The organism is Bacillus sp. SKDU12, assembly GCF_010093085.1.
Lineage (GTDB): Bacteria > Bacillota > Bacilli > Bacillales > Bacillaceae > Bacillus > Bacillus mexicanus.
Genome location: NZ_MSRC01000007.1, coordinates 52,523 through 71,868, shown reverse-complemented (window position 1 = coordinate 71,868; position 19,346 = coordinate 52,523). Strand labels below are relative to the sequence as shown.

The window sequence follows — 19,346 nt, the reverse complement described above, 5'->3', positions numbered from 1 at the left end:
TTTTGTTAGCTATGTATAGCTTCTGCTGTTATTCTGCAGCAGAAGCTTCTCTGATCGCGCGGCGGTCGAACGTAAGACGTGTGTTTTCACCAGTCTTGATTACGACTTTGCTATCGTCAATAGAATCCACAGTGCCGTGCAATCCCCCGATTGTCACTACTGTATCACCTTTTTTCAGTTCCTGCTGCATATGGCGTACTGCCTTTTGCTGCTTTTGCTGAGGACGAATCAGCAAGAAGTAAAGAACCGCAAACATTAAAATAATAGGAATCAATGTACCTAAAGTGCCAGTCATTATTTTCACCCCTTTCTATAAACCTGTTATTTATTTTTATTTAGAAGCTTTTCGCATTTGGCTTGTTGTAGCCGTAACGCTCAAAGAACTCTTCTCGGAAATCACCCAGACGATCCTCACGAATAGCCTGTCTGACCTGCTCCATTAAGTGTAACAGAAAATGAAGGTTATGGTAAGTTGTTAATCTCAGGCCAAATGTTTCGTTGCAGCGGATCAAGTGTCTGATGTACGCGCGAGTGTAGTTTTTACATGTATAGCAATCACACTCTTCATCAATCGGACGGAAGTCTCTTTCAAATTTCGCATTTTTCATATTGAGGCGGCCTTCAGCTGTAAACACTGTGCCGTTTCGCGCAATTCTTGTAGGCAGCACACAGTCAAACATGTCGACTCCGCGGATTGCTCCGTCAATCAGCGCGTCCGGAGATCCCACTCCCATCAGATATCTCGGTTTATCCTTCGGCAAAAGCGGTGTCGTAAACTCGAGTACGCGGTTCATGACATCCTTCGGTTCACCGACAGATAATCCGCCTATAGCATATCCCGGAAAATCAAGAGAGACCAAGTCCTTCGCGCTTTGTGTGCGCAGATCTTCATATTCTCCGCCTTGTACTATCCCAAACAGCCCTTGCTCATCCTGACGGCTGTGGGCATTCAGGCAGCGTTCCGCCCAGCGGCTTGTCCGTTCTACTGATCGCTTCATATAATCATACTCTGCCGGATACGGCGGGCATTCGTCAAACGCCATCATAATATCAGAGCCGAGTGCGTTTTGAATCTCCATTGCTTTTTCCGGAGATAAAAACAGCTTGTCTCCATTTAAGTGATTGCGGAAATGAACGCCCTCTTCCTCTATATTACGAAACTTGCTTAAAGAAAAGACCTGAAACCCGCCTGAATCTGTTAAAATCGCACGATCCCAGTTCATAAATTTATGCAGTCCGCCCGCTTCTTTGACAATATCATGACCCGGGCGGAGCCATAGGTGATAAGTGTTGCTTAAAATGATGCCCGCATCCATTGCTTTCAGCTCTTCAGGCGCCATCGTTTTGACTGTTGCCAGTGTGCCGACCGGCATAAAAACCGGCGTTTCAAAGGAGCCGTGCGGGGTATGTACTTTGCCTAGCCGAGCCCCTGTTTGTTTGCATTCTTTTATAAATTCATAGCGTATTGGTTGTTCAGCCACTTTTGAGGCCTCCTGTTCTTAAATTATCAGCATCGCGTCTCCGAAGCTGAAGAAACGATATTCCTCTTCCACCGCATGGTGATAAGCCCGCAGAACGTTTTCTCTTCCAGCAAGCGCGCTCACCAGCATAATCAATGACGATTTCGGCAAATGGAAGTTTGTAATCATTCCGTCAATGGCTTTAAATTCGTAGCCCGGATAAATAAAAATAGATGTCCAGCCGCTTGACGCTTCAAATCGACCGCCATGTTCCCCGGCAATCGTTTCAAGCGTACGTGTCGATGTCGTGCCGACGGAAATAATCCGGCCGCCATTTTCCCTTACCTTGTTTAAGGCTGCAGCTGTTTCTTCTGACATTTGATAAAATTCAGCATGCATATTATGCTCTTCAACGTCATCAGCACTCACAGGACGAAACGTTCCAAGACCTACGTGCAAAGTGATGAACTCAATTTGCACACCTTTATCTTTCAATTGCTGCAAAATTTCTTCTGTGAAATGAAGACCTGCTGTAGGCGCGGCTGCAGATCCGATTTCTTTAGAATATACAGTTTGGTAGCGCTCTCTGTCATCAAGCTGTTCTTTAATATATGGCGGGAGCGGCATCTCTCCAAGGGATTCAAGCACCTCGTAGAAGATCCCGTCATACTGGAATTCCATTTTTCTGCCGCCATGCTCAAGCTCTTCCGTGCAGACAGCCTTCAATCTTCCGTCCCCAAATGTGACAACGGTTCCTTTTTTTACTCGTTTCGCCGGTTTGGCAAGGGTTTCCCACCTGTCACCAGCTTCCTGCTTCAGTAAAAGAAGTTCCACTTTTCCGCCAGTATCCTCTTTTGTGCCGAATAACCTCGCAGGCAGCACACGCGTATTGTTTAATACTAGACAGTCTCCTTCGTTAAAGAAGCTGATAATGTGTTTAAACGAGCTGTCAGTCAGCTCTCCTGTATGTTTATCAAGCACCATCAGTCTTGAAGCATCGCGCTGCTCCAACGGCACTTGTGCAATTAAACGTTCCGGTAGTTCAAAATCAAATAAATCGACTTTCATGATGTTTTCACCTTTATTCTTGTCTTTTGTTATTTCATTCTGCCGAAAAGGTTAAGCAAAATTGATAATACCACACTTACGATAATACAAGTGACAACCGGGAAGAAAAACGTGACATTTCCTTTTTTCACAAAAATATCTCCCGGCATCTTGCCGACAAAATGCAAAACTGCTCCGATCATAAGCAAAACAGCACCAAGAATCATAATGATCTTAGGGAATTCAGTCATATCGAGGAGCCTCCATTTGGAAATGATGATAAACAGCCGGTGTCACAATCCTTCCTCGCGGTGTTCTTTGGATAAACCCGATTTGCAGAAGGTATGGCTCATATACGTCTTCGATCGTATGCGGTTCTTCGCCGATCGTGGCTGAAATGGTATCAAGTCCCACCGGGCCGCCGTTAAATTTTTCAATCATGCCCATCAGCAGCTTATGATCAATATGATCCAATCCGAGACGATCCACCTGCAGCCGCTCCAAGGCATCTTGCGAAATCCCTTCCGAGATCCGGCTGTCACCCAGCACCTGGGCGAAATCCCGCACCCTTCTCAGCAGGCGGTTCGCTACGCGGGGTGTCCCTCTCGATCTCCTCGCGATTTCAAGGGCAGACGGTTTATCAATCTCAACATCGAATACATCAGCTGTTCTTGTAACAATGTCCGCCAGCTCTTCTTGTGTATAGTACTCAAGCCGCGACATGACACCGAAACGATCTCTTAACGGCGCCGTTAAAAGCCCTACCCTTGTAGTGGCGCCCACCAGCGTAAAAGGTGGAAGATCGAGCCGTACCGAACGGGCAGAAGGACCTTTGCCGATCACAATATCCAGGCAAAAGTCTTCCATTGCAGGATATAATACCTCTTCAATCGATCTGTGCAGCCTATGTATTTCATCAATAAATAATACATCTCCCGGCTCCAACGCCGTTAATATGGCAGCCAAATCACCAGGTCTCTCAATCGCCGGCCCTGATGTCGTCCTCAATTCCACTCCCATTTCATTGGCAACGATAGAAGCAAGCGTCGTTTTCCCGAGTCCGGGCGGCCCGTACAGAAGAACATGGTCAAGCGTCTCCTGTCTCATTTTTGCTGCGTCTATAAAGACGCGCAAATTTTCTTTCACCTTATGCTGCCCGATATATTGCGCCAAATTTTGCGGCCTTAGGCTTTGCTCTATCACTGATTCATGGTTGTCTGCTTCACTTGAGACGAGCCGTTCATCCATGAACATCACCTTACTTCAATAGTTTTTGTAACGCTTTTTTCACATATTGGTCTGTTGAGAGCCCAATATCTTCTTTCAAGTGAGGAAGCACCTTTTTGATTTCTTTTTCAGCATATCCGAGAACCCTAAGGGCCTCAAGCGCTTCTTCGAGAGCCGTTTCTGCTGTTTGCTTTTCAAGTCTTTCTTCATGATTAAACAGATTTTCAATCATTTCAGGCACAACATCGGCAAGCTTTCCTTTTAAGTCAAGAATAATCTGGCGAGCGGTTTTCTTTCCGACACCGGGAAACTTGACCAAAAAGGCTTCATCCTCATTTTCAATCGCTTGGATGACAGCTCCCGGATCACCTGAGCCCAAAATGGCAAGCGCGCCTTTTGGCCCGATTCCGGTCACATTTAACAGCTTTGTAAAGAGCGCCTTCTCCTCTCTTGTTGAAAACCCATAGAGCGAAAAAGCATCCTCTCTGATATGATGGTACGTAAAAATCGTTTCTTGGTTTCTCTCCTTATATATAAATGGATTCGGCGTAAAGATCTGATAGCCAATCCCGCCGTTCTCAATCACAATATATTGGGGAGATACATAATCAATCGTCCCTTTAACAAATTCGATCACGCAAATTCACCTCTTTGACTGTTCTTCATTGTACCATAAAAACAGCCAAAGTCTTATAGAAAAGTTAACATACGTTCGCTTCTCTCTCATTCTTCCACTAAAAAAAGACATGAATACATGTCTTCGTTCAGCGGACATTACCCACTGTATGTCTTTATATGTTCTATCACATCCTCAAACTCCGCTTTTGTCCGGAATGGTATGCCTTTCAGCAGATTTTTTTGCATATGGCTCTCCAGTCTTTCTAAATCAATTTGAAAAAAAGACTGAACCGGTTCTCTCGCTGACTCAGGCCGGCCATGAAAAGTAGAAATCACTCCATTATCCGATACACCGATATACCCGTTCACCTTACTGAGCGGAGAAATATCGTCCATTTGCTTTCGGAATAGCACATATCCCTTTTTTTGTTCGACAAGCGTCCAGCCGGCATAAGCCGTCCAAAAATCCTCCATTGAAAGTACTTTTTCACGTTTATGCTCGATGCTGACATCGCCGTCCAAATACACCTTCTCAAGCTGCACATGCACCTGCAGCGGTTCATAGTGCTCCACTTCCGCCGCAAACAGGCGGGGAGGAGCACCTATTAGACATGCTGCGGCTGAGCAAAAAATGCCCAGTAAAAGATACGCCGTGCTGAATCGTTTCACCCTCTACACCTCTTTGCCATGTTTAAGACTAGTTTGACCAAAGAGGTTACTGCTTAACCGTTTTCTCAAAATTTGTTTGCATATTTTCCCTGACAAACCGTTCTTCTGTAAATACATCCTCGCTTTTCTCAGAAATCGTCAAGAATTGTGTCAGAAAAGCGCTGAAAAAATACAATGCCGCAAATATCCAAATCACACCTCCTGCACCGAGCGGACCAATGAAAAGACTTACGATGCCCGGCGCGATAAATGCACATAAACCAGATCCCAGGTTCAACACTGACATGGCAGCGCCTTTGTTATCAGGTGCGAGCGTCGGCAAAAGGGCGCTTAATGGCACGTAACCGGCCAATGACGCGCCGTAGCAGCAGGCGATAATCATCAGCACCCAATACTGGTGCCCGATGAGCTGAGGCGTGTAATAAAGCGCCAGCGTGAAAATACCGCATCCGACACCGCCAAACCACATCACGGTATTGCGCCAGCCGAGTTTATCTCCGACTGCACCAAAAATAATATTAAACACAATATTCACAAAAAACAGCGTCCCCCATATTTGCAGCCATTCTGAAACAGAATATCCGTAACGCGCTAAGTATGTAGGAAGAAAGATCGCAAATCCAAATTGTCCTATGGCATTGATCGTCTTGACCACTCCGCCGATGCCGACTTTAGGGTTTTCGAACATAATGGTAAATGCCTTGGACAGCTCTTTCCATTTCGGCTGATCTTGTTTTTGTACTGGAGTAAATTTATCTTTATTTAAAAATAGAGCGAGGAATCCGCCTGCAGAGACAAACAGCAAAGCGCTCCAAAGTGTATGGATTTCTCCAAAGGCCGGAACTGCATAGCTGGAATAGAACGGACCGAGTACGTTAAGACCGCACGTAAACATAAACCAAAACCAGCCAACGGCTTTTCCGAGAATTTGATGAGAGGTGCTGTATGATACCCATACGAGAAACGAGTATGCAAACAGCGGATAACCCAAACCTCTAAGTGCGTAGCTGCCTAAGAGAGCCGGGTAATGCATATGAGGAATCGCCCAGCCGATAAAAGCGACTGAACCAAGGATAAATGCAATCAAACCGATCGTCATCGTTTTTCTTGGCCCCCAAGTTTGAACAAATGTGCCTGAAAGCCAAGCCGAGATGGTGACAGCAATACCGTACATGGTAAATAACGATGCGGATTGCTGCATGCTGAGACCATGATCAACGAGAAAAGGAGAAAGCCAGCCTTGTTCGAGCCCATCCCCAATCATAAAGATGACAACGCCAATGTAACCCCAAACCATGTGAGAAGGAATTCCGATTTTGTTCAAAACATTCCCTTTACCATGTGCATGATTCATTTTCTCCACCGCCTACTTTTTTCTAAAGTATCAATGGAATTTTTATACCCAAGCTTTGTGAATTGTAATCCTATTTTTTTAAAAAGCGACTTTTTCAGTATGCTCAATACTGACAGGCATGCCAAAAGCAAGCGATTGCTGTGCCGCTCTGGCGATCCGTTCCGCCTGAAAACCGTCATTGCCAGTGCAGACAGTTTCCCGGTTTGTTCCAATCGCTTCTGCAAATCGAAGAATCTCTTCCTCATACGCATCTTCATAGCGTTCAAGGAAAAAGAAATGCGGTTTATCCTTCATCACAAAATCAGCAGTCGACACTTCGACCGTCGTCGGCCGGCTGTTGTCCGCCGCTGCGGAACCTTTTGTCCCGAAAACCTCGACCCGCTGGTCATATCCGTACACAGCTTGGCGGCTGTTGTCAATCACAGCCATAGCACCGTTTTCAAAAGTCAGTGTAATAACAGCCGTATCAATATCGCCCAGCTCTGAAAAAGAAGGATTCACTAAGGCCGCTCCTTTTGCATACACTTCCGTCACTTCGTCTCCCATAATATACCTGGCCATATCAAAATCATGGATTGACATATCCATAAACAAGCCGCCTGATGTACGGACATAATCCATATTCGGGGGTTCAGGATCACGCGACGTGATTTTTAATAAATGAGGCGTACCGATTTCACCATTTTCAACAATTGCTTTGACCTTCTTAAAATGAGGATCAAAACGACGATTGAATCCGACTTGGAGTGCAACCCCGTGTCTGCGGACGGATGCAAGCGCTTCCTTTGTTTCGTCTAAAGAGAAACTGACAGGCTTTTCACAAAAAATATGCTTTTTCGCCTCCGCTGCTTCCCTTATCATTTGAGCATGTAGGGTTGTCGGCGAGCAAATCAAAACAGCGTCAATGTCCGGGTCATGCAATATATCCCGATAATCAGACGTTATGTATTCAATCTGATGTCTGTCTGCCCAGCTTTTGATATGGCTGGCCTGAAGATCAGAGACAGCTTTTATTTTTATATGAGGAATCCGGCATATATTTTGAACATGAAGTTTGCCGATGCGCCCCGCACCGATAATCCCAGTCACAATCTGTTTTGTCATGGCATGTTCCCCCTTAAATATTTACGAAAGCGCTTTATTTAAAATTAATACTATCCCATTTGTAAGCGCTTTTCAAGAATGGAAATCATCACTCTATATCTCTTTTATCATGATTCATGCTTATTGAGGCAGCCTTCTTCTTCTCGAAGACCAGACACACTAGAATTAGGCTCTTTTTCCTGAACAGTTTATGATTTTCCCATAAACAGCTGCATAAAATAGAGCAAAGAAGGTGAATGAAATGGTGACAAAAGCAGAGGCACTGGCCCATTCAGTCATATTCCGCAAGAACAGCAGATTTGATAAAGTGAAAGGAAAATCCGAGGAACTAACATTAATCGGCAAGGGAAGAAGCGCCTATGTGTTTGCCTTCACAGAAGCCGATCGAAAAATGGCGCTGAAAGTATTTTTTCCTGAACATCAAGCGACCGCAGTCAAAGAAGCCGCGATCTATAAAAAGTTGGCCGGATCGGCTTTCTATCCTGACATTTACGAAACTGGTGATTCATTTATTCTTATGGAATATATCAAAGGCGAAACCTTTTATAACTGCCTGAAGAAAGGTATTGCGATCAGTGATGACAAGATTCAGCAGGTTGAAGAAGCACTTTCTACCGCCCGGGCTGCCGGTCTGAATCCGTCCGACATTCATTTGCGCAATCTGATTCTGACAGAAACTGGGGCGGTGCGGGTAATTGATGTTGCCAGATTTGAACAGACAAAAACGTGCACCCAGTGGGAAGATTTAAAATCAGCGTATCATGCACTCTACAAAAAACCGATATTCCCAAAAAAGATTCCGGGTTTTTGGCTGGAGATTATCGCATTGTTATATAAAAAAGATTGGTTTCAAAAGCGTGTCGCTCACTGGAAAAGAAAATATTCTTAAATCGAAAAGGCAGCCGCTTAAAGCGGCTGCCTTCTTCCATATATTTTACTTTCTGTGAGCAGAAATCAGTTTCATTTGTTCAGGCGACAGCTTAATTCGATAGCCTCTCACAGTTAAGTAGAGCGCTTCTGAGCCCTTATCACTGGAATGACAATATATTTTCTCCATTTCTGTCTCTCCTCACCCTTTATTTGTTTCCATCATACCACCGCTTTATTGAGGGAATTTTAAAGAAGTGTAAAGATAGTATGAACTTGATATGTCGTGAAATACGAAAAACGCAGCGTAATCACTCGCAGCGTTTTTTCTTTTTCCCTTCCTCTCCTTATTGTTAATTACCGGGTCATATAATGTGACAAATCAGTTGTAGAAATAGTTCGATTAACCCAAAATTCTTTTATACGTGTATTTTGAAGTGGAAGTGAGGAGGAAGTTTGATGGAAGATTTTGTTGCCCATTTGAACGCGGTCTTATGGAGCACCCCCGTCATTTATATTTTATTGGGAATTGGGTTCCTCTTTTCTATCATGACCCGTTTTTTACAAGTCAGACATTTGAAAGAAATGATTGTTCTGATGTTCAAAGGAAAGAGCTCTGAAGCCGGCGTTTCTTCTTTTCAAGCACTATCAATTGCGCTGTCCGGGCGAGTGGGAACAGGAAATATTGCAGGTGCGGCGACAGCAATTGCATTCGGCGGACCCGGTGCGGTGTTATGGATGTGGGTAATTGCCTTTATCGGTGCGGCGAGCGCCTTTGTCGAGTCAACGCTTGCTCAAATTTACAAAGTAAAACAAGGCGGACAATATCGAGGCGGTCCGGCTTATTATATTGAAAAAGGCTTAGGGATTAAGTGGTTTGCCGTCTTATTTGCCGCTGCCGCTCTTATTGCCATGGCCCTTTTGATGCCGGGCGTACAGTCTAATTCCATTGCGGCCAGCGTCAAAAATGCATTCGGCATCTCTCCTGCCATTACAGGCTGCATTCTCATTTTATTATTAGGCTTTATCATCTTCGGCGGTGTCAAACGAATAGCCAGTGCTGCACAAATGATTGTTCCGTTTATGGCGATTGGATATATTCTGCTGTCTGTGATCATTATTAGCATGAATATTTCTGAATTGCCTGCTGTCATTTTATTGATTTTCAAAAGCGCTTTTGCTCTGGATTCCGCTTTTGGCGGCCTGATCGGCATGGCGATTTCTTGGGGAGTCAAACGAGGCATCTACTCAAACGAAGCCGGCCAGGGAACAGGCCCCCATCCAGCGGCCGCCGCAGAGGTTTCCCATCCGGTTAAACAGGGGTTGGTTCAGGCATTTTCTGTTTATATTGACACATTATTTGTGTGTTCCGCTACAGCTTTTATGATCTTGTTTACGGGCATGTACAACACCCAGGCTGCAGATGGTTCCTTTATCGTTCATCAGCTGAAAGGCGTCGAAGCCGGGCCCGGTTTCACTCAAGCGGCCATTGACAATGTTCTCCCCGGATTCGGTGCGGGCTTTGTGGCTATCGCTTTATTCTTTTTCGCATTTACAACGATTATGGCGTATTACTACATCGCAGAAACCAATATCGTCTATTTAGCCCGAGGCAGAGAAAGCAAATGGGCAACACTTGGCTTAAAGCTGGTTATTTTAGCCGCGACGTTCTATGGAACTGTGAAAACTGCTACACTTGCTTGGGCATTAGGCGATGCTGGACTTGGCATTATGGTATGGCTGAACGTCATCGCGATTGTGCTGCTGGCCAAACCGGCGCTTCTCGCTTTAAAAGATTACGAGCGCCAAAAGAAACAGGGCTTAGACCCTGTATTTGATCCGAAAGCGCTGGGCATCAAAAACGCTGATTTCTGGGAGAAGGAATATATCCAGGAAAATGAGCGTGTCTCTTAAATATACAGAAAACCGGCCCGATATGACATCGTGCCGGTTTTTTTATGGGCGATAATTGGTATACACTTCTTGGACATCATCGTCATCCTCTAGACTGTCGATTAATTTTTCCAGCTTCTCAGCAGCCTGATCATCGGCATCTGTATAGGTTGCTGGAATCATGGTCACCTCTGCCGAAGAAATGGGATACTTCGATTCAATAGCTGCTTTGACGTCTTCAAAGCGCTCAGGCTCTGTTAATATCTCATATTGGTCTTCTACCGTCTGCAGTTCTTCTCCGCCTGCCTCCAGTACATCAAGCATAAGCTCATCTTCATCTATTTTCTGTTCTGTACGTTCGATTGCAATAAATCCCTTCCGTTCAAATAAAAAGGCTACACATCCGTTTTCTCCAAGACTTCCGCCATTTTTATTAAATGCTGTCCGCACGTTTGATGCCGTTCGATTTTTGTTATCTGTAACACATTCAACCATGACAGCAACACCAGATGGGCCATAGCCTTCATAGGTGATTTCTTCATAGCTGTTTCCATCTAGGCTTCCCGCCGCTTTTTTAATGGCTCGATCTATATTTTCATTCGGCATATTGGCGCCTTTTGCTTTTTCGATAACCAAACGCAAAGCAGAATTTGCTTCAGGATCAGCTCCGCCTTCTTTCGCCGCCACATAGATTTCTTTCGCAAGCTTCATAAATATTTTCCCGCGTTTTGCATCCTGGGCATTTTTTCTTTTTTGGATATTTTTCCACTTCGAATGTCCTGCCATGTTTTCACCTTCTTTTACATTTTCTATGTACACTTTAATGGGAATTGTTCGCTGATGCAATGAAAAAGGCTGCCGAAATCACACTTCCGGCAGCCTTTTCGTTCTAGCGGGCGTTCATTTTATGAAGTCTTTCGAACAGCACTTTATCTGTAGATACTTGGACGTCGCGGCCATTCGCATAGTTGCGTGCCGCTTTTGTAACATTCTCTCTGTCAGACTTTGTAAAATCTGAGTGACTTCTTACTGCGATGACTACTCGATCATCCGTTACCATAACTTGTGTGTCATTGACGTTTTTCACTTGTTTCACACGGTTGGCAATTTTTGCAGCCAGTCTGCGGTTTTCTAGGTTGTCATACCCGTTGTTCCCCGCATTTTGGTTCATGTTACTGTTATTCGTGTTGTTATATGTTCCGTCAGTTGCCAGAGGAACGCGATCGTCCGCAGTAACACGATCACGATTATTCACATTCGTGGTATTTCGGTTATTGCCGTTTTGATCCTCCATTAATTCAGAAACCGGACCATCGTGGTCTACTCCGTCTCCCCGTCTGTCAGCGTCATTTTCATTTGTATAATACCCAATTGGTCGGGTATTGCCGTTATTGCGCGTATCATTCATAGCATTGTCGTTTGCTGTGCATGCAGTTAAGCCCGCTGTCATTAGAATCAAGCTTGCGATCGTCATTTTTTTACCCAATGGAAAAACCCCCCGTAGACGAATTGAGCATGTTTGCTCGTTTTTATCATGCACGCGTGCGGGGTATGTTAAGCGTGTCAGTTCTGTCCATTTGGCAGTTAACTGCTCCGAAATAAAAAAGGAACGATTTACATCGTTCCGAACAATTACTCATTTTCTTCTTCAGGCCGGCCAAACATTTGGTTTGCAGAGGGCTGATTCGCCATTGGCATAGAAACTCCGGCAGCATATGGATTCGGATTCACTCCGCCGTAAGGCATATTAGGGGTACCATAAGCTCCGAGTCCGGCATAGCCAGGTGCGGCGTAATGTGGCTGATGGTGATGGTGGTGATGATCATCGTCACAACCGCAATCGTCATGGTCTTTATACGGCATGTATCCTGGAGCCGCCGGCTGGTATGCTCCCATCACTTGAGGCGAGCCATAATGAGAGCCATGCGGCATATGTCCATACGGAGAGCCATAAGCCGGGGACGCGTATTGAGGCGCTCCGTAAGAGCCGTAATGTCCGTGATGCTGGTTTTCATATTCACCCGGATCATACTGAGGCGATACAAAACTTGGCTGATATCCATAAGGCTGGTACATTGGATAAGCCTGTGCCGGATAGTATGGATAACATAATCCTGACCCTGGAAGAACCGGTGAGACAGGAACCGGACATGGCAAGGGACACGGCATGAAGTGAGCCGGATAGTGATAATATGGCAGAACAGCCGGCATATTCGGAACTGCGGGAAGAACGTTTTCTTCTTCCATGCCGCCTACCTCTGGCGCCTTTGGCATATTAGGCATATTCGGATAATTTGCATTTTCCATATTACTCATAGCCTCCTGTTGTGGAAATTGGTCTTGGTTTTGCATGTGATACACATGATCCATATTTCCGTCATGATGTTTTTTCGGCTCCTCCGGTTTAGGAGGCGACCAAGGCTGGAAAAGCTGGTTCATATCATAATAATCGTTCACATCAGCTTCAGGATACACATTTTCCTGCAAATTAGGCATTGGCGGGACATACGGCACAGACTTCTTTGCTTTCGGCTTTGTGTCTTCTACGTCGACAACGGATTTAGGCTTCTCTTTCGCATATGGATGATCTTGCTTCACATTCCCTGCCGCCGGACTTTTTCCCGCTTTCGGCTCTTTTCTGACCGGTACACCTTCAGACGGCACTTTTATTTTCATTCCAGGCATGATTAAGTCTGGATTGCTGAGCTGTGTATTAAGCTTCTTCACTTCCTCCAGATCAACTCCGTACTTTTCAGCTATTTTCAAGAGCGAATCGCCTTTTTGAACGATGTGGATTTTCAACGTTTTCCCCTCCTATGCAAAACGTGAACAGTTCAGCTGTCATTATATTGTGTTTCTTCACAACATATGTCTGAAATAAAGAAGTTATGAATACAGGAAGGGAAATATTTCTGATTTACGTAATCGAAAGCATTCGATTCAAAGCAAGGAGGGCATCTTGCTGAATGGCTTTTGGCACCTTGATCACGCCTGAAGGTTTACCTTTTTCTATTTGTTCCAAAGACCACAGCAAATGCGGCAAATCAATGCGATTCATTGTCAGACACGGACACATGTCAGGGTTGAGTGATTCGATTTGTTTATCAGGATGGTCGTGAATGATCCGCTGAACAAGATTCATTTCTGTTCCGATTGCCCACTTGCTTCCCGCCGGGGCGTGGTTAATTGTATCAATAATATATGTCGTTGATCCGCTGTTGTCACTAAGCGTCACAACTTCATGTGAACACTCCGGATGCACAATGACTCGAATGTCAGGATCACGCTCTCTCACATCATGGATATTATCCGCGGTGAATTTTTCGTGGACGGAGCAATGTCCTTTCCACAAAATCACTTTCACATTCTTATGCTCAGATGCAGCCGCCAATTCATCTTTTATCGGATCCCACACAGCCATATCCTTAAGCGCAATGCCCAAATCATAAGCCGTATTTCTCCCTAAATGCTGATCAGGCAAAAATAAAATTCGTTTTTTCTGTGTAAATGCCCATTCAAGCACTTTTTTCGCATTTGAAGAAGTTACAGTCACTCCGCCATGCTTACCGACGAAAGCCTTGATCTCCGCAGTGGAGTTCACATACGTTAAAGGTATGATTGTATCTCCGAATATATGCTGAAGCTTCTCCCACGCCCTATTGGTCTGCTGCATGTCTGCCATGTCCGCCATAGAACACCCTGCTCTCATATCAGGCAGAATGACCATTTGTTCCTTACATGTCAGCATATCAGCGGTCTCAGCCATAAAGTGTACGCCGCAAAAAACAATATAATCCGCTTTTTTATTTTCTTCGGCAATTTGGGCCAGCTGCAGGGAATCGCCTGTTTGGTCAGCAAATTGTATGACTTCGTCTTTTTGATAATGATGACCTGGGATAAAAAGCCTGCTGCCGAACTTTGTCTTGATAGCGGCAACACGTGTTTCCATGTCCTTTCTTGATATTCTTTTATAACCTTCTGGCATCATCTTATTCGATTGTTTTATCACATCAAGAATTGACATCGCGGCACCCCTCCATAGAATCATTTGATAATCCAGCAACCATACTGATATCTAAACTTTTGACGGAATGAGTCAGAAATCCTAATGAAATATAATTCACACCAGTCCCTTTAAAAGCAGGCAAAGCTTCTAACGTAATTCCGCCTGAAGCTTCAGTTTTTATATGGTTTGGTGTGAGATTTGCAAAATGGCGGACCGTATCAGGCGGGCAGTTGTCAAACATAATAACATCTGCTCCTGCTTCAATTGCTTCCCGTAGCTGTTCTTCGGTTTCAACTTCGACCTCGATTTTTACCATATGCCCTGCGGCATGACGCGCTTTTTTGCATGCCTCTAAAATAGAGCCGCATGCTGCGATATGATTATCTTTAATCATGATGCCGTCATACAAGCCGAATCGATGATTATACCCGCCTCCCGCTCTGACAGCGTATTTTTCCAGCATTCTCAGCCCCGGTGTTGTTTTTCTCGTATCACAAATGTTAATCTGTTCATCATCAAGCCGCCGAACAGCCTCCCTTGTCAGCGTCGCAATTCCTGACAGCCTTTGAATAAGATTTAATACGACCCGCTCTCCTGAAAGCAGTGCTGTCGCAGGACCGTGTAATACGGCAATTATTTCACCTTTTCGCAACATGTCTCCATCTGTTTTATGTAAAATGGTTTGAACATTTTCATCTAATAAGGCAAAGCCTTCTTTTATCACTGCAGCTCCGGCAAAGATACCGTCTGACTTTGCCACAATCTCCGCTTCGCAGCTATGTACGCCAAAGATAGACTGCGACGTAATGTCCCCTGTCCCTATATCCTCAAGAAAAAAGCGATTCAGTAATTTTTTTAGCTGTAAATGATTCATTTCTCCCACTCCCCTCTTTTTTTCTGATTTTTATTCCCTTTTTTGTATGGACAATTTGTCTTCCTTGCCAGCGCATATCGGCTTGAGGAAAATCGGTACGGAAGTGAGCTCCTCTGCTTTCCTCCCGCAAAAGCGCAGAAAATGTCATCAGCTTTGCGGTTTTCCATAAATGAGAAAGCTCCAGCTGGGGCATTGTGATATCCTTCACATTCACTTCTTGAAAAGACAACATATGAAGCCAGTTGCTCATCTCAATCAGACTGTCTTTTTCCCGTAAGATCGACATATGGCATGCCATTTTGCTTTGCAATTCATTCACCTTTGTATTCGGCACCTGATAGATGGCATTGGTTTCCGGTTCTGATTGATAGTGCCTGTTATAAACCGGTTTTTGTCTTATATGCTCTGCTGCTCTTTTTCCAAACACCAGCGCCTCCAACAAGGAATTGCTCGCAAGCCGATTGGCTCCGTGTAAACCAGTACATGCGGTCTCGCCAATTGCATAGAGTCCCGGCACTGTCGTTTCCCCCCAGCGATTCACTGAAACACCTCCCATCAAAAAGTGCATTCCCGGTGCCACTGGAATTTTTCCGCTTTGGATATCAACTCCTGCTTTTTCACAAATAGCAGTAATAGTGGGGAAACGCCCTTCAAAATCAGAAATTGCCCTGCAGTCGATATAAACGCAATTTCCTTTTGATATTTCTTCATGGATAATCCGAGCAACAATATCCCTTGGAGCCAAGTCACCTAAAGGATGGCGTCCGGCTATAATCCGGCGGCCTTTTTCGTCAATTAAATATCCGCCTTCCCCTCTGACAGCTTCTGAAACGAGTCCAAAGCAAACACCATTTTTCACAAGCAATGTCGGGTGAAACTGGGTAAACTCTAAATCCGTTAATTCCGCTCCGGCCCGGTAAGCAAGAGAGAGGCCGTCACCTGTGACAGATGGGTCGTTCGTATGATGAAGAAACAGACTCCCGCATCCGCCGGCCGCCAGCACCACTTCATCCGCATGCCTCACCTTGACTTGCCCCCTGCTGTCTTTTGTCATGACACCGATACAGCGCCCATTCTCAACAAGCAAATCGGCTGCTGTTTCATGCTCGATTAATTCGATTTTACTGTGAACCTGTTTGAGCAAATAATCAACAAGCAGTCTGCCTGTTGCATCTCCACCTGCATGAAAAATACGGTTGTATGAGTGGGCGCCTTCCCTGCCAAGGCAAACATCACCTTGTTCATTGCAGTCGAATGGAAATCCGCTCTCCACTAGATTTTGAATCATGTTTTTCCCATCATGTAAAACGTCTCCTGCAATAGCTTGATCATTATGCCCGCAGCCTGCATATAACGTATCCTCCAAATGGGATGCAATCGTGTCACCTTTTGCAAAAGCCGCAGCAATCCCCCCTTGTGCATAGACAGAATTGCTGTTTTTAGCGCTTTTTTTTGTGATGACAGTCACTTCGTATGCGGACGGAAAAGCAGACGCTAAGGAAAGTGCTGCTGCCCCTGAACCGATGACTGCAATCGTCTTTTTAGACATATGTCGCCCCCCTGTTATTTACATCTGTCTTGACACATATATTTACACAAGAGTAAAATAAACTCAAGAGTTTTTTATGAAGAACAGACGGAGGAGACTGGATGATTTATTTAGATTATGCAGCGACGACACCTATTTGCGAGGAAGCTCTCCACGTTTATCAGAAGCTCAGCATAGATATGTACGGGAATGCCAGCAGCCTGCATGATGCGGGAGGAAAAGCAAAGTACATACTGGAGTACTGCCGTGAAAAAATCGCCAGCATCATTGGCGGAGAAGCAAGCGGCATTTATTTTACAAGCGGCGGCACTGAATCCAATTTTCTGGCCATTCAATCGTTGCTTAATTGCCTGCCAAAAACGAAAAGACATTTCATTACAAGCGCTATGGAGCATCAGTCCATTCATAACTGTGCTGCTTATCTGGAACAGCAAGGATTTGATGTAACCATCATTCAACCGAATGAATACGGGCTTATTACCGAGGAAATATTAACAGCTCATATTCGGCCGGAGACAGGCCTGATATCTATTCAGCATGCCAATTCTGAAACCGGGATCATTCAGCCCATTCAACGTCTGTCTTCATTCCTCCGCAATAAGGGTATTCTTCTTCATTGCGACGCTGTGCAAACGTTTGGAAAAATCCCCATCAATACAGAAGAACTAGGGATGGATGCACTGTCAGTATCAAGCCATAAAATCCACGGCCCTAAAGGAGTGGGCGCGGTCTATATTCGGCCGGATGTCCCTTGGAAACCCGTTTACCCTCACACCGCTCACGAACAAGGATTCAGAGCCGGCACTGTGAATGTCCCCGGGATCGGCGCCTTCACCGCCGCTGCAGAACTAATCATTAGCGAGATGGATAAACAGATATCCCGCAATAAAACATTAAGAGCACACTTATTAGACGAAATCGGTATTCGATCTCTTCCTGTAACCCTTGCGGCAGACACTGCACAAACAGAATGTCTCCCGCATATTTTAGGGTGTTTTTTTCACTCATTTGAAGGACAATATGTTATGTTAGAATGTAATCGGAATCATATTTGCATCTCAACGGGCAGTGCTTGTTCTTCCGGATATCAAGGTCCGTCTGCAGCGATGAAAGCACTAGGAAAAACAGATCAAGAAGCGCTGCAATTTATCCGCATCTCTTTCGGAAGGCATACAACAGCTGAACAGCTGGATCAGTTATTACATACACTTACAGCGCTTTGGGAACAAAAGAAAGGAGAATTTGATATTGACCGAAGAATTAAAGCTTATGGGCGCCAGCAGGCGTGAACAGCTTCTTCTGTGGCTGAAGGAATCTAAATCGCCGCTGACAGGAGGAGAACTCGCAAAAAAAGCAAACGTTTCAAGACAGGTTATTGTACAGGACATATCGCTCTTGAAAGCGAAAAATGAACCGATCATCGCCACAAGCCAAGGATATATATACATGGATACAGCCGCTCAGCAGCACCAGCAGGCAGAAAAAATTATCGCTTGTCAGCACGGCCCCGAACGGACTGAAGAGGAATTGCAACTCATCGTGGACGAAGGTGTTACAGTAAAAGACGTAAAAATCGAGCATTCCGTATACGGAGATTTAACGGCAGCCATCCAAGTAGGCACCCGGAAAGAAGTGAGCCGTTTCATTCAGAAAATCAATTCCACAAATGCCGCCTATTTATCACAGCTGACTGACGGTGTGCATCTTCATACACTGACAGCACCTGATGAACACCGCATCGATCATGCTTGTCAAGCACTCGAGGCAGCCGGTATTTTAATTAAAGACTAAAAAAAGCCCTTTATTGGGCTTTTTTTTATCATAGATAGGACTGATATGCACCAAGGAGCTTTACTTTGCAGCCGAGTGCTTCGAGCTCCTGCATGGCACCTGGAATCAATACTTCATCAAACGCTTTCTCGATATCAATGATAAAGAAATAATGGCCTAATCCGGTTTTAGTCGGACGTGACTCAATCTTTGACAAGTTTAAGTTTCTCCAAGCAAAAGCAGACAGCACTCTGTGCAGCGCCCCTGATTCGTCCTGCGGAAGCATCACCATCAAGGTCGTTTTAGGCTTCGAGCTTAATTTTGCATTCACTTCAAATGAAATGTTTTCATCAGATGAAAGAATAACAAATTTCGTATGATTGTCCTTGTAATCCTGTATATCTCGTTTTACGATTTTTAACTCGTATGTAGAAGCTGCCATTTCATTGGCAATGACCCCGATGTTCAGCTCTGGATGGTCACTGACATATTTAGCTGCCGCCCCTGTTGAATTGGCGTATTCATAGGGAACGGAAGGAAAATGACGATGGAGAAATTTATGGCATTGTGCAATCGCGTGTGAGTGTGAGTAAATTTTGTCGAGTTCTTTCCATGCATTCTCTCTTGAAGGATGAACGAGCAAATGCTGATGAATCGGCAATGTCATTTCACCTACAATTGGCAAGGGCTGTTCATGTATTAAATAGTCTATCGTTAAATTCACTGATCCTTCTAATGCATTCTCTAAAGGAACGAAAGCGAAATCAACTTCGCCTGCAACTGCCGCATCTATGCACTCCGGTATGGTACGGTAAGCAACATGTTCGGCGCCGTTTTGAAAACAAGAACTGACTGCTAAATGTGTGAATGTAGCTGCTGGACCTAAATAACCGACTTTCATGACCCTA

21 protein-coding genes are annotated in these 19,346 nt (G+C 44.8%); 4 read left to right on the top strand and 17 right to left on the bottom strand.

Annotated features, from left to right (window positions below; genetic code table 11):
- Window positions 1-28 precede the first annotated feature (28 nt).
- From yajC to iolG, 9 genes are all read right to left on the bottom strand, one after another.
- Window positions 29-295 carry a preprotein translocase subunit YajC gene (gene yajC / locus BTW01_RS06780; RefSeq protein ID WP_162102261.1) on the bottom strand — a complete coding sequence of 89 codons (267 nt, stop codon included), beginning with the start codon at window positions 293-295 and terminating at the stop codon, window positions 29-31.
- Between the two features lie 40 nt (window positions 296-335).
- Window positions 336-1,481, bottom strand: a complete 1,146-nt coding sequence (gene tgt, locus BTW01_RS06775) for a tRNA guanosine(34) transglycosylase Tgt (RefSeq protein ID WP_162102260.1) — start codon at window positions 1,479-1,481, stop codon at window positions 336-338.
- Window positions 1,482-1,499: 18 nt separating this feature from the next.
- Window positions 1,500-2,528: a tRNA preQ1(34) S-adenosylmethionine ribosyltransferase-isomerase QueA gene (gene queA, locus BTW01_RS06770; RefSeq protein WP_162102259.1), complete on the bottom strand. Its 1,029-nt coding sequence runs from the start codon at window positions 2,526-2,528 to the stop codon at window positions 1,500-1,502.
- A gap of 29 nt (window positions 2,529-2,557) precedes the next feature.
- Window positions 2,558-2,758 carry a DUF2905 domain-containing protein gene (locus BTW01_RS06765; RefSeq protein ID WP_162102258.1) on the bottom strand — a complete coding sequence of 67 codons (201 nt, stop codon included), beginning with the start codon at window positions 2,756-2,758 and terminating at the stop codon, window positions 2,558-2,560.
- Entirely contained in the window at window positions 2,751-3,755 is a 1,005-nt protein-coding gene (gene ruvB / locus BTW01_RS06760; RefSeq protein ID WP_162102257.1) for a Holliday junction branch migration DNA helicase RuvB, read from the bottom strand. The genes BTW01_RS06765 and ruvB overlap by 8 nt, the downstream gene beginning before the upstream one ends.
- A 10-nt stretch (window positions 3,756-3,765) precedes the next feature.
- Window positions 3,766-4,371, bottom strand: a complete 606-nt coding sequence (ruvA, locus tag BTW01_RS06755) for a Holliday junction branch migration protein RuvA (RefSeq protein WP_162102256.1) — start codon at window positions 4,369-4,371, stop codon at window positions 3,766-3,768.
- A gap of 137 nt (window positions 4,372-4,508) precedes the next feature.
- A complete protein-coding gene (locus BTW01_RS06750; protein WP_162102255.1) occupies window positions 4,509-5,021 on the bottom strand; it encodes an intercompartmental signaling factor BofC in 513 nt (170 codons plus the stop codon).
- A gap of 46 nt (window positions 5,022-5,067) precedes the next feature.
- Window positions 5,068-6,375: an MFS transporter gene (locus BTW01_RS06745; RefSeq protein WP_162102254.1), complete on the bottom strand. Its 1,308-nt coding sequence runs from the start codon at window positions 6,373-6,375 to the stop codon at window positions 5,068-5,070.
- A gap of 78 nt (window positions 6,376-6,453) precedes the next feature.
- The gene (gene iolG, locus BTW01_RS06740) at window positions 6,454-7,479 is read right to left on the bottom strand and encodes an inositol 2-dehydrogenase (protein ID WP_162102253.1); all 1,026 of its coding nucleotides are present in this window, start codon (window positions 7,477-7,479) and stop codon (window positions 6,454-6,456) included.
- A 241-nt stretch (window positions 7,480-7,720) separates the two neighbouring features.
- On the opposite strand from iolG, the gene BTW01_RS06735 reads away from it, so the two are divergent.
- Complete coding sequence (locus BTW01_RS06735; protein ID WP_162102252.1) at window positions 7,721-8,368, top strand: phosphotransferase; 648 nt, start codon at window positions 7,721-7,723, stop codon at window positions 8,366-8,368.
- Window positions 8,369-8,413: 45 nt separating this feature from the next.
- Here the strand turns inward: BTW01_RS06735 and BTW01_RS06730 are convergent, their stop codons facing one another.
- A complete protein-coding gene (locus BTW01_RS06730) occupies window positions 8,414-8,536 on the bottom strand; it encodes a hypothetical protein (protein WP_162102251.1) in 123 nt (40 codons plus the stop codon).
- A gap of 269 nt (window positions 8,537-8,805) precedes the next feature.
- Here BTW01_RS06730 and BTW01_RS06725 point away from each other — a divergent pair, with 269 nt between their 5' ends.
- A complete protein-coding gene (locus BTW01_RS06725; protein ID WP_162102250.1) occupies window positions 8,806-10,260 on the top strand; it encodes an alanine/glycine:cation symporter family protein in 1,455 nt (484 codons plus the stop codon).
- A 42-nt stretch (window positions 10,261-10,302) separates the two neighbouring features.
- On the opposite strand, the gene BTW01_RS06720 is transcribed toward BTW01_RS06725, so the two are convergent.
- The 6 genes from BTW01_RS06720 to nadB all read right to left on the bottom strand — a co-directional run bounded on the left by BTW01_RS06720 (window position 10,303) and on the right by nadB (window position 16,668).
- Window positions 10,303-11,025: a YebC/PmpR family DNA-binding transcriptional regulator gene (locus tag BTW01_RS06720; protein WP_162102249.1), complete on the bottom strand. Its 723-nt coding sequence runs from the start codon at window positions 11,023-11,025 to the stop codon at window positions 10,303-10,305.
- 103 nt (window positions 11,026-11,128) lie between these two features.
- Complete coding sequence (locus BTW01_RS06715; protein ID WP_162102248.1) at window positions 11,129-11,725, bottom strand: YhcN/YlaJ family sporulation lipoprotein; 597 nt, start codon at window positions 11,723-11,725, stop codon at window positions 11,129-11,131.
- A gap of 146 nt (window positions 11,726-11,871) precedes the next feature.
- Complete coding sequence (gene safA, locus BTW01_RS06710; RefSeq protein WP_162102247.1) at window positions 11,872-13,041, bottom strand: spore coat assembly protein SafA; 1,170 nt, start codon at window positions 13,039-13,041, stop codon at window positions 11,872-11,874.
- 115 nt (window positions 13,042-13,156) lie between these two features.
- Window positions 13,157-14,263, bottom strand: coding sequence for a quinolinate synthase NadA (nadA, locus tag BTW01_RS06705; protein WP_162102246.1), 1,107 nt, complete (start codon window positions 14,261-14,263; stop codon window positions 13,157-13,159).
- Window positions 14,250-15,119 carry a carboxylating nicotinate-nucleotide diphosphorylase gene (gene nadC, locus BTW01_RS06700; protein WP_162102245.1) on the bottom strand — a complete coding sequence of 290 codons (870 nt, stop codon included), beginning with the start codon at window positions 15,117-15,119 and terminating at the stop codon, window positions 14,250-14,252. The genes nadA and nadC overlap by 14 nt, the downstream gene beginning before the upstream one ends.
- The gene (gene nadB / locus BTW01_RS06695) at window positions 15,073-16,668 is read right to left on the bottom strand and encodes an L-aspartate oxidase (protein WP_162102244.1); all 1,596 of its coding nucleotides are present in this window, start codon (window positions 16,666-16,668) and stop codon (window positions 15,073-15,075) included. The genes nadC and nadB overlap by 47 nt, the downstream gene beginning before the upstream one ends.
- Window positions 16,669-16,769: 101 nt before the next feature.
- Here nadB and BTW01_RS06690 point away from each other — a divergent pair, with 101 nt between their 5' ends.
- On the top strand, window positions 16,770-17,957 hold the full coding sequence (locus tag BTW01_RS06690; RefSeq protein WP_162102243.1) for an IscS subfamily cysteine desulfurase: 1,188 nt from the start codon (window positions 16,770-16,772) through the stop codon (window positions 17,955-17,957).
- The gene (locus BTW01_RS06685; protein WP_162102242.1) at window positions 17,917-18,459 is read left to right on the top strand and encodes a transcription repressor NadR; all 543 of its coding nucleotides are present in this window, start codon (window positions 17,917-17,919) and stop codon (window positions 18,457-18,459) included. The genes BTW01_RS06690 and BTW01_RS06685 overlap by 41 nt, the downstream gene beginning before the upstream one ends.
- A gap of 28 nt (window positions 18,460-18,487) precedes the next feature.
- On the opposite strand, the gene pheA is transcribed toward BTW01_RS06685, so the two are convergent.
- Window positions 18,488-19,339, bottom strand: a complete 852-nt coding sequence (gene pheA / locus BTW01_RS06680) for a prephenate dehydratase (protein ID WP_162102241.1) — start codon at window positions 19,337-19,339, stop codon at window positions 18,488-18,490.
- Window positions 19,340-19,346 lie beyond the last annotated feature (7 nt).

Excerpts from the sequence above, each read along its gene's own strand:
- yajC (WP_162102261.1), bottom strand. The coding sequence starts at position 295 with ATGACTGGCACTTTAGGTACATTGATTCCTATTATTTTAATGTTTGCG.
- queA (WP_162102259.1), bottom strand. The coding sequence starts at position 2,528 with ATGAAAGTCGATTTATTTGATTTTGAACTACCGGAACGTTTAATTGCA.
- BTW01_RS06765 (WP_162102258.1), bottom strand. The coding sequence starts at position 2,758 with ATGACTGAATTCCCTAAGATCATTATGATTCTTGGTGCTGTTTTGCTT.
- ruvB (WP_162102257.1), bottom strand. The coding sequence starts at position 3,755 with ATGGATGAACGGCTCGTCTCAAGTGAAGCAGACAACCATGAATCAGTG.
- BTW01_RS06745 (WP_162102254.1), bottom strand. The coding sequence starts at position 6,375 with ATGAATCATGCACATGGTAAAGGGAATGTTTTGAACAAAATCGGAATT.
- iolG (WP_162102253.1), bottom strand. The coding sequence starts at position 7,479 with ATGACAAAACAGATTGTGACTGGGATTATCGGTGCGGGGCGCATCGGC.
- BTW01_RS06735 (WP_162102252.1), top strand. The coding sequence starts at position 7,721 with ATGGTGACAAAAGCAGAGGCACTGGCCCATTCAGTCATATTCCGCAAG.
- BTW01_RS06730 (WP_162102251.1), bottom strand. The coding sequence starts at position 8,536 with ATGGAGAAAATATATTGTCATTCCAGTGATAAGGGCTCAGAAGCGCTC.
- BTW01_RS06725 (WP_162102250.1), top strand. The coding sequence starts at position 8,806 with ATGGAAGATTTTGTTGCCCATTTGAACGCGGTCTTATGGAGCACCCCC.
- BTW01_RS06720 (WP_162102249.1), bottom strand. The coding sequence starts at position 11,025 with ATGGCAGGACATTCGAAGTGGAAAAATATCCAAAAAAGAAAAAATGCC.
- nadA (WP_162102246.1), bottom strand. The coding sequence starts at position 14,263 with ATGTCAATTCTTGATGTGATAAAACAATCGAATAAGATGATGCCAGAA.
- nadC (WP_162102245.1), bottom strand. The coding sequence starts at position 15,119 with ATGAATCATTTACAGCTAAAAAAATTACTGAATCGCTTTTTTCTTGAG.
- nadB (WP_162102244.1), bottom strand. The coding sequence starts at position 16,668 with ATGTCTAAAAAGACGATTGCAGTCATCGGTTCAGGGGCAGCAGCACTT.
- BTW01_RS06690 (WP_162102243.1), top strand. The coding sequence starts at position 16,770 with ATGATTTATTTAGATTATGCAGCGACGACACCTATTTGCGAGGAAGCT.
- pheA (WP_162102241.1), bottom strand. The coding sequence starts at position 19,339 with ATGAAAGTCGGTTATTTAGGTCCAGCAGCTACATTCACACATTTAGCA.